The organism is Synechococcus sp. R55.2, from assembly GCF_047462075.1.
Taxonomy (GTDB): Bacteria; Cyanobacteriota; Cyanobacteriia; order Thermostichales; family Thermostichaceae; genus Thermostichus.
Map to the genome: position 1 here is coordinate 1 of NZ_JANSIH010000069.1, position 9,473 is coordinate 9,473.

Sequence of the window (9,473 nt, forward strand, 5' to 3'; positions counted from 1 at the left end):
AGCGCTCCAACTACCACCAAGATCTCTCCCGCGCCTTCGCCGGGATCCAAAACCGCATCTCCGAAGAACAGCGGGAGCTGGCCCGTGTTGCCGCCCAAGCCCGGGATCAAGCCGCCTACGATTTGGCCGTGGTCTATCGCGCCGCCGGGCGACCGGAAGAGGCTGTGGGCTGGCTGATCCAGGTCATCAACAGCCAGGGCCCAACCCGCGAGCTGGGCACCCAAGCCTATCAGCAGCTCTTGGAAATCGGCTTTGTCAGCACCCCCTTTCCCAGTTAGAGCTGCTCTTCCAGATTGCGATAGAAAGCCAGCGCCGTTTGCCCATAGGTTCGTTGGTCAAAGCGCAGCAGGGATCCCACCTGGTCTGGTAGCTTCTGGCCGCTGCGATGCTCGACGATCAAGGTTCCGCCTGGCTTGAGCAAGGGCGGGATCAGGGGCAGGAGCGGGGCGTACAGACCGGCCTCGTAGGGAGGAGCAAAGTACACGTAATCAAATGGCTCCAAGTTCAGGCCGCGGCTGAGCAGCTTGCGGGCATCCCCCTGAATGACCTGGAAAGATTGCCCCGGCTGCGCCACCTTGGCCCAGTTGGCTCGGATGATGCGGCAGGCAGGGGCGGCAATCTCGATCCCGGCCACAAAAGCGGCCCCCTGACACAGAGCTTCTGCTCCCACCGTACCGGCCCCACAGCACAGATCCAGCCAGCGACAGCCTTCCACCTGCCCTTGCAAGATGTTGAACAAGGCCTGCCTCACCCGGCCAGGTGTGGGTCGAGTGCCCAAGCCAGCGGGAGTTTGCAGCGCTCGTTTGCCGCTGATGCGCAGGCTCATGGGATCCCTTCAGGGGCTAGGCGTGGCCGGCAACTGGCCGGTCAACCCACTGCGCTGGGCGGCGCGATCCCGCTCCATCTGGATTTGCTCCACCAAAGGTTGGGGCAGTTGGGCGGAAGCTTGCAGGGCCTGATCGAAAAGGGGGACGGCCTCTCGGTCTTGCCCTTTGGAAACCAAAATTTGCGCCTTGAGGTAATAGAGCTCCGGGTTGTTGCAGGAAGCAGCAATGGCCCGATCCACCGCCTCCAATGCCTCGTCAAAGCGCTTCATATCCCGGTAGGCCAGAGCTTGGCCGCGGTAGGACAGATAGTCAGGCGCTGCCATCCGAAACTGATTCAGAGCCTTCTCCCGGTAGGTCAGCAGCAAATCCATGTAGCCGTTGAGCAGATTCAGCTCCGGATCGCTGCTGTCCACTGCCTGGGCGGCCCGGATGGAGGCAAACAATTGATTGAGGGTGGGCAGAGCCTTGGGCAAACCGATGACCACCCCATCTCGCACCACAATGTTGGCTGCCTCTAGCCCGTAGCCCACACCCTCGTAAAGGTTGCCACGCAAGGGATCCGTCTTTTTCAGCTCGGCAGCCACCTGTCGGGTTTGGGTAGCCAACCGGGCAAATGCTTCCAGATCTCCTTCCTGATAGGCCAGCGCTGCCAACAGGGCATAGACCATCGGCTCTTCGGGAGAGGCTTTCTTGGCCATTTCCAGCTTTTCCCGGCTCTGGCTGTAGCGGCCTGCACAGAAGAACTCTTCAAAAGCTGCGGCTACCTCTGGGCTGATGGGGCGGGCATTGTCCCCGCTGCGGAAGGGATCCTGCGCCCAAACGGGCAGAGCGGATCCCCACACCCAACAAATCACCCCCAGCAGTTTGCCCAGCCTGCTCATTTTGCCGATACTCATCCCCAGTGCCTCAACTCCCACCCCTGTCTAACTTTCCCTTTAGCGCAGCAGTTGGGCAATCGAAGCAATAGCCGCATCTTGAACCAACTCATTGGGCTCATAGGCCAGAAGATCGTGCAAGGGATCCAAGGCGCGCGGATCCCCAATTTGGCCGAGGGCACGGGCCGCCGCCTCCCGCACCACCGGCTCATCGTCCGCAAGCTTGGTCAGCAAAGCCGGCACCGCCTCCACCACCCGCATTTGCCCCAACTGGTAGATGGTTTGCAGTTGAGCCTCCAGCGGGGTTGGTGGGAGAGCAGAGCTGTACCCAGAAATACCCGCAGACCCGTCGGAGGAGTAGCCGCCATAGGCCATCGAGATGGCCGAGAGAGCCTGCAACGCCTCTAGGGCACGAGATCGCTCTGCCCCGCTCATCTGGGGCAATTGAGCCACCAGATCATCAAAAGCTTGCTGCACAGGATCGACAGCCGCAACCTGTTGGGCAATGCGAGTTAATTGGCGATCCGCCTGCACCTGCTGCCAAGACTGGAACGCTGCCAGACCTGCCACTATCAAAGCCGCATCGGCCAGAATGGCCAGCAGCGCCATTCCTCCCCAAATCTTGCTGCGACGGCTGAGCCTTCGCATTTGCTTATCCACATAGACAAAGGCTTGGTGCTGCCGTTCCCAAAAGTCGGGGGCCACCTGCAGAGTTTGGGCGCTCAGATCGGGAGACAGAAGGTTTTCCTCGCGGGCTACCTCCAGGCTCTGTAGCCTTTGATTCAAGCGAGAAAATTGTTTCGTCCAGAGCCAAGTAAACATCAGGTCACGTCCTCTCTGCAAACCTGCCATCGAGAACCAAGTCTTGCTGACACAACATTGTGCAGGACATTGTGCGGGAACATTATGCGGGCTGTGCTGGCGTTCAGTGTCAGGCAAGGTTGGCCCACTTTCCCCTGGGATCCCAGAGGGGGAGCTTATGCGACAGGATAACAAAAGCGTCGGCTCCCCACCACCGGTCTTTACCCCAGAATCGCAGGATACCTCTCATCATGGAGAGGCCGACGAAGGATACAGAGAGGTTGGCTGCACTTGCGACCGAGAGAACCCGAAGGCCACCGCGTCGAGCTTCTCGACACCCGACTGACCGTTTGAGCCATTCTGCCGCTGCCTGAGGAGATGCCATGACCACTGCCCTCGCCCCCCGTAAAACCCACACTTCAGAGGAATACTTTGCCCTGGAAGCTGAATCAGAGGCCACAGGCGGGATCCGCCGTGAATTTCGCAATGGGGAAATTATTGAGATAACTGGCGGCACACCCATTCATAGCCAACTGATTACCAGTGTCAATGCCCTACTTTGGCTTAAGCTAAGAGGCAAGGGTTTTTCCGTTTTTTCTAGTGATCTCAGACTTTACATACCTGCCTTCGAACAATATGTCTATCCCGATGGTATGGTGATCCAAAACCCAGTTCAGCTTAAAGAAGGGCGCAAGGATACTGTCACTAACCCTATCTTAATTGTGGAAGTGCTCTCGCCTGCCACCGAAAGCTACGATAGAGGAGCGAAGTTTGCTGCCTATCGCTCTCTCCCAACTTTACAGGAGTATCTGCTAATTGACCAAGCTCGAATCAGTGTAGAACACTACCGCCGCCAGGGAAATGTCGAGTGGATCTTCAGGGACTACCATGCCCTGGATGATGTTGTTACGCTGCCATCTGTCAACATCACTTTTTCCCTGGCAGACATTTACGGTGATATTGAATTAGAGCAAGATTCAAATGCAACACGCTCCTGACAAGAACCTACTCCCCCACTTGAAATGTAGATGAGGCAAGTTGGGAATGCCTGAAGTGATTCTGCTAGATATCTACATCCGGCTCTGGCTAGGGTTACACGGCTATGCCATAAAAGACTATTAAAGGATGAGATGGGCGACAATGTTTGCAGAAGTATCTAGGGCGTTTTAACTCATTCAAGGGAGGAAAAACTATGACTGCTACCTATGCTGTGTCTTCTAAGCCAATGACTTTTGCTGAGTTTCTGGAGTGGAAACCTAACAGACGATACGAACTACACAACGGAGTTGCGGTTGAGATGCAACCCACAGGGAAACATGATGAAATCAGTGGTTTTCTTGCCATCGAATTGGCATTAGAAATCCGCAGGTGCAACCTCAACTATTTTCTAGGTCGGGACACCTTGATCAAGGCGCCGGAAGGCGATACTGCCTACGCTCCTGATGGGGTGGTGATTGACCGTACCGCCTTGGCCAGAGAACCCCTGTGGCAGAAATCCTCGACGCTCATCCACGGAACCTCTATTCCTCTTGTCATTGAAATTACCAGCAACAACTGGCGAGATGACTACTGGCATAAGCTGAGTGACTACGAGACGTTAGGTATTGCCGAATACTGGATTGTTGACTACCAAGCGTTGGGGGGTCGTCGGTACATTGGCGAGCCGAAGGTTCCCACAATCTCGGTTTTCCAACTGGTCAATGAGGAATATCAGGCGCAATTATTTCGGGGCAATGACCGGATTCGCTCTAAAGTTTTCCCTGAATTAAACCTCACGGCTGAGCAGATTTTTCGGGCTGGAGCCTAGCATGGTCAAGGCACTTCCGCCCGTATTAACTCGTGGTCAGAGGCAACTTTTTCCAGCCCATTGGCAGAAGCATATCGAATTGGCTGATATATGGCTACCACCCTTCTGAAAGACGTTCCACAATATCCCGACGGGACAACACCTTTTCGCAGGTCTCCCATCTTGGGCCTTTGGGTTCAACTGTGCTTGCGTAGCGCAGCTCAAAAGCGTTGGCCTGTTTCTTGCGCTCTGTAAACTCCTGCAATTTGGCCTCCAGAGTTTCGATATTCTCAATCCACTCATCTTCGATAGTATCGGGCAAAGAACCGAACAAGTCGTAGCGATCTTTCATCCGCTGAGAAAGCACCTCGTATACCTTTTCGTCGTGGGTACCGTGGTACACCAGGTTGAGCATGTCCACACGGTCGCGGGTCTGACCAAAGCGCTTGATCCGCCCGATGCGCTGCTCTAGGCGGGAAGGATTCCAAGGGAGATCAATGTTGATCAGCGTGCCCAAAGTTTGGAGATTCAGACCTTCACAAGCAGCATCGGTGGCCACCACCAGCCGAATGGTACGCTCTCGCACGGCTCTCTTGATATCTTCCCGCTCTGCGCTCCGCCATTCTCCGGCAAAAAACAAACCCGACTTGTGGGCGCCTGCATAGAGAGCCACACTTTCTTGAGGCAGACGTTGGCTCAGGTTGTTGGCCACCCAATGGGCGGTATCAAAATACTGGCTGAAAATGATGCATCCCAAGTCCAGCCAGTGTCGTTCCTGTAGGAAATAGAGGACGGCATCGAGTTTGGGATCCGTGCTCTTTTGGCTCAAGACGCTAACAATGCGCTCCAAATGGGCATATTCTGCCTCTAAAATCTCTGGAAGGTTGTCTAACAGCCAATCTTCTTCTCCGTCCTCCTCAAAAAAACGCCGCTTTTCCAGTAGTTTCTGAGCCGTAGATAGGCCGCTGGCAATACTGGAGCAGATCCGGCTTTGCATGATGCTTTTCATAAACCCAGCGGATTGGGTACGCTGTCTCAAAGCCCTAGCAAAATCTTGGGCAGCTTCATAGGCCACATCAAATTCGGGAGAAGTGAGCAAACCCAGCCCACAGAACATGGGCAATTGCTCTCCCTCGCTCGGCCAAATATCGACGGCAATCCGCTCAAGCAAGCCCAATTCTTCCAAGGTAGAGCGTTTTCGCAATACGGTATGGCGCAGAATTGGGTTGTGTCGCTGGAAAAAAGTCAGCCCCTGTTGGCGCTCTTCCAGGGCATCTCGCAGTTCTTGGCGGGTGAAGTCCTCCAATTCCGTCAGGGGCTTATCTGTGAAGTGTTGACCTTTGAAGAGCTTCAGATCGCTGCGGATGTGGTCAAACAAGGGATCCTCAACAGATGGCGGCAGAGGATTGCGGAGCAAATTCCAGGCAAAATGCTCGTCGGTCACTGCTTGTTGTCCTGTCAAGATGGGCAGGATCCTTTGCGTCTGCTGCCACAACTGCTGATGCCGTCGTCCCAACACATGCTCGGCACCGCTGTTGAGCACTCCCAGCAGATCCCACAGTTCCTCAACATGGGTTTGGATGGGGGTGGCTGTGCCCAAAAGGACGTGCTTGGACTGGGTGGCCGCCTTGCCCATAAAGTCCAAGAGATTGTTGGGTTTGGGATCCCTTACCGTGACACCACGGGTACAGCGGGCGCGGTGGGCCTCATCCAGGACAATCGTGCCAAAGCGTCGTTCCAAAAGGCATTGGGCTTCGGGGGCATTGTGAAAGATGAGACCCGTAGAAACAATACCAATTTGATAGGGGCAACGGCCAATACCTTCAGCACCCTTGGTTTTGATGATGTGCCCATTGGCATCTTGCCATACCTTGCGGTTGGAGAGCCACACAGCAGAGGGAATGCCCAGTTTATCTTTGAGTTCCACTTGCCACTGCTGGCAGAGGGTAGCCGGACAAAGAATTAAGGCTGGCCCATCTTCCAAAAGGCACGCCACCATCGCCGCAACCGCCAAAGACAAGGTTTTACCCAGCCCCACTTCATCTGCCAGAATGAGTCGCACTGCACCATACAGCTCTCGGTGTTCCAGGAACATTTCCACAAACGACTGCTGCCATGGTTTGAGAACCTCACCCCGGCGATAGAGAGGGGCTTCCACCAATGCGGCTCCAGGAACATCGACAGGTTGCAAGTCTTGAAGAAATACCTCTACCTTGCGAGATAATCGCCCCACCTCTTCCACAATCGCTTCTGGCAGAGGAACACTCCGTTCCCACAGGTACTGAAACTCCGCTTCGACCCAAGCAACCCCTTCTGGCGACTGGTCTTCCCAGACAATTTCGTAATGCTCTTGCCATCCCTGCCGCGTTTCGTTGAGGCTGCCGATAAAAGCAGATTTGGTGCCATCTCTTGCCTCAATAACACCTGCTTTGCCGTGGAGAAAGGGGGCATCTGCGGCTGACACCACTCGCACTTCCACTTTGCCGCTTTTGAGGATTTCGTAAAGTTGACGGTAGCGGGGGCGCTGTAATAGGCTGGTGATCAATTCTCCTTTCTCTTCGTTCCATTTTTCTTTGAGCGCCATTTCTCTGGCCTGGCGGGAAGCTTTGCCGATGGCAATATCCCAGGGATCCAAGTCGCTGTTACAGACGATCTGCACCTGCTCGATGTGTGTAATCTCTTCAGTCACCAATTCAAAAATAGAAGAGCGAAAGTACCCAGCAATGCGCTTGTAGGTGCGTGCCTTTGCCAGGCGATCTTTGAGAAAGACATGGCTGAGCCGCTGCTGGCGGGAACTGAAACGGCGTAGGAAAGAAGTGCTGGACATGGCGGGCTGGGGTAAAATTGTAACAATACTCTAGCCTTAAAATGAGCAGCCGAAGGCGCAAGCAGCGTCTTTGCAGAATAAGCTGATCAGCGCAAGGTAGCCATGTCAACCGTACAAGAGTCTGCAGGCTTTCAGGGCAGAGAGAAGCGCAGCATAGGAATATCCGAAGCACAAGCGCGGCTTATTCAAGAGAAAATTCAATCCGTCTTTGGCTCGGATCTGTGGGCTATTGTTGTCTATGGATCCCGCGCCAATAATTCATGGGTTCACGGCTCTGACCTCGATTTATTAGTAATTGCAGAGAATATACCCGATTGCAGAAGCAGAGATGACTTACTGCTTCCTACCTGCAGGGATCTAGAAAAACTTCTTGGCTTGGAGATAAACTTTATCTTGCTAAAGCCCACAGAGCTATGCAGGCCAGCCAGCTTGACTTATGAAGTGGCTACCAACCACCACATCATCTATGAAAAGCAGAACTGCATCACGCAGATCAGGGATATAGTCAATCAACTCATCTGTGACAGTTTAATTACGTATAAAGTATGCCGGGGGATCCCCTATTGGGTGAATAACGATGAGAAAGAAATTAGCAAGAGACTACTATCAAAGGGCTAATTATCGCATCCAAGCGTTGTCATTCTTCTATGAGGTTGGCGATTACGCTGATGTAGTTCGGATGTGCCAAGAAATCATTGAGTTATTCATCAAAGCTTGCCTAATCATTAAGGGAATAAACTACGGCAAAACCCATGACCCTGGTGGCCAAGTAGCAGAAAATAGAGAACGGTTCCCAGAGCTTTCTGACGAGGAAATAGCCTTGCTGGAAAACATATCGTTTGAGATGCGCAAAGATAGGGAGTTAGCTTTTTATGGAGCTGTAGATATTGTCCCCTTGGAATACTACAAACAAAAAAATGCGGACAAGGCTATAGCTTATGTTAACCAAATAAAGTCGATTGTTGAGAAATACTTTAACTCAGATGCTGAGCTTGAAGGAAGCCCTGGCAATACAACTTGTGAGTGAGTTAATCCTATAACTTCTTCTTCAACCCAAGCGTTCATTTCTAATCAGTGCAAACAAGATATTAGCGGCTGAGGATTCTTCTGGATAGCGGTGTTCTCGCTTGCGGGCAATGTATTGACAAAAAGCCACCAAATCATCCCGGCGCATGTGGTAGTTGGGCACCAAAGACCGCAGGTGTTCCATCACCTCATCGCTATCCGCCTCTTTCTGCAGTTCGTAGAGAGCAAACAAAACGGCTCGCAGTGCTGAGCGGCCAAATTCGCCCTCAAAGCTGCTCTTCTTGAAGTCTAGAGCATTTTTGAGTCGGGCATTGTTGGGCTGCTGAGAGGCCATCAATTCGCCATAGTCGCCAACTCGAAATGCCTTGGCAAAGTTCTGGTAGTTGTCCAGCTTCTTCAGCCCTACCGCTTCCAGTTCCATCATTTTCAGATAAAAGCGCTCTGCACCACAGCACCCCTCCCACACCCCCTGCGCGATGCCTTCAGGTACAAGATGCTCATTGGCAACCTGCACGGCATAATCAATAATTTCCCGAACGATATCTCTTTCGCCTTTGGGTCGGGGGCGCAGGGCTGCTGCCACCATATCCTGTCCATCAATGCGCCGGTAGCCCGTCAATACCCGCAACGCTGCCGCATAACCCGCCATCTGCAAATCCGCATCCTCAAACAAATTCTCGGTGCGCCCTTTGCCCTTGGTGCGCTGGTTCAATCCCACCATGGTCTCGATTTGATGGGCTACTTCCTGCCGCACTTCCTCCACCAGTTCGTCCCGATAGGCGGACTCGTCGCGCACCCGCTTGCGCGCTACCAACAATACCGTGCCCTGCACGTACCCGCCCTTTTTTAGTTCGGAGGTGGTTTCGGTGGCAATGTACCAAGCCGCTGTGACCTGCAACCCCGCCCCCCACATGATGCTGGCCATGTCCGACCACACTTCGGCATCCTGATGGGTAAACATCACAATCTGCAAGCCGTTGTCGGGCATGTGGTTTGCCAAGGCAGTATAGGCGGCAATCATATCCTGACGGAACTTTTCCCCCTTGCCCTGAATGGCCAACGCCCGCCGACTGTCCCACACCCAATCGGCAAACTCCTTGGGCGGATTCTTGCGCAACCACGCGATGAAAAATTCTGTGATCTCGTGGTAGTTGACGGCGTCGGCGTAAGGGGGGTCGGTGATCCAGAGATGGCAATTGGTGGCGACCATCTCGGCAGAGAGGCTCGCGATAGTTGAATCTGGCAAGCAAGCAATCTTTTGACCGGAAAGCGCCAATTGGGTCTCGGTAACGCCCCAAGCCCGGCAGCAGTAATTGTTCAGCGTGTTAAGG

Annotated in this window: 8 protein-coding genes and 2 pseudogenes; 5 read left to right on the top strand and 5 right to left on the bottom strand. The window is 53.7% G+C overall.

Features of this window, described 5'->3' with window-relative positions:
* Window positions 1–278: pseudogene (locus NW838_RS02545) on the top strand (hypothetical protein); the annotation flags it as partial.
* On the opposite strand, the gene rsmD reads toward NW838_RS02545, so the two are convergent.
* Genes rsmD through NW838_RS02560 form a run of 3 tightly spaced genes read right to left on the bottom strand, consistent with a single transcriptional unit; the run spans window position 275 to window position 2,524 of the window.
* On the bottom strand, window positions 275–826 hold the full coding sequence (gene rsmD, locus NW838_RS02550) for a 16S rRNA (guanine(966)-N(2))-methyltransferase RsmD (RefSeq protein ID WP_414357400.1): 552 nt from the start codon (window positions 824–826) through the stop codon (window positions 275–277). The pseudogene NW838_RS02545 and the gene rsmD overlap by 4 nt on opposite strands.
* A 9-nt stretch (window positions 827–835) precedes the next feature.
* The gene (locus tag NW838_RS02555; protein WP_414357401.1) at window positions 836–1,723 is read right to left on the bottom strand and encodes a Sll0314/Alr1548 family TPR repeat-containing protein; all 888 of its coding nucleotides are present in this window, start codon (window positions 1,721–1,723) and stop codon (window positions 836–838) included.
* Window positions 1,724–1,762: 39 nt separating this feature from the next.
* Window positions 1,763–2,524 (bottom strand): HEAT repeat domain-containing protein, encoded by a 762-nt coding sequence (locus tag NW838_RS02560; protein WP_414427444.1) that lies wholly within the window; start codon window positions 2,522–2,524, stop codon window positions 1,763–1,765.
* Between the two features lie 362 nt (window positions 2,525–2,886).
* Between NW838_RS02560 and NW838_RS02565 the strand changes: the two genes are divergently transcribed.
* Window positions 2,887–3,501 carry a Uma2 family endonuclease gene (locus NW838_RS02565; protein WP_414357404.1) on the top strand — a complete coding sequence of 205 codons (615 nt, stop codon included), beginning with the start codon at window positions 2,887–2,889 and terminating at the stop codon, window positions 3,499–3,501.
* A gap of 194 nt (window positions 3,502–3,695) precedes the next feature.
* The gene (locus tag NW838_RS02570) at window positions 3,696–4,310 is read left to right on the top strand and encodes a Uma2 family endonuclease (protein ID WP_414357405.1); all 615 of its coding nucleotides are present in this window, start codon (window positions 3,696–3,698) and stop codon (window positions 4,308–4,310) included.
* 94 nt (window positions 4,311–4,404) lie between these two features.
* Here NW838_RS02570 and NW838_RS02575 read toward each other — a convergent pair whose 3' ends face one another.
* On the bottom strand, window positions 4,405–7,116 hold the full coding sequence (locus NW838_RS02575) for a phospholipase D-like domain-containing anti-phage protein (RefSeq protein WP_011433328.1): 2,712 nt from the start codon (window positions 7,114–7,116) through the stop codon (window positions 4,405–4,407).
* A 102-nt stretch (window positions 7,117–7,218) separates the two neighbouring features.
* Between NW838_RS02575 and NW838_RS02580 the strand changes: the two genes are divergently transcribed.
* Window positions 7,219–7,734, top strand: coding sequence for a nucleotidyltransferase domain-containing protein (locus NW838_RS02580; RefSeq protein WP_414357407.1), 516 nt, complete (start codon window positions 7,219–7,221; stop codon window positions 7,732–7,734).
* Window positions 7,694–8,143 (top strand): HEPN domain-containing protein, encoded by a 450-nt coding sequence (locus NW838_RS02585; RefSeq protein ID WP_414357408.1) that lies wholly within the window; start codon window positions 7,694–7,696, stop codon window positions 8,141–8,143. Before NW838_RS02580 ends, NW838_RS02585 begins: the two co-directional genes overlap by 41 nt.
* A 21-nt stretch (window positions 8,144–8,164) precedes the next feature.
* Here the strand turns inward: NW838_RS02585 and NW838_RS02590 are convergent.
* Window positions 8,165–9,473 (bottom strand): annotated as a pseudogene (locus NW838_RS02590) (DNA methylase); the annotation flags it as partial.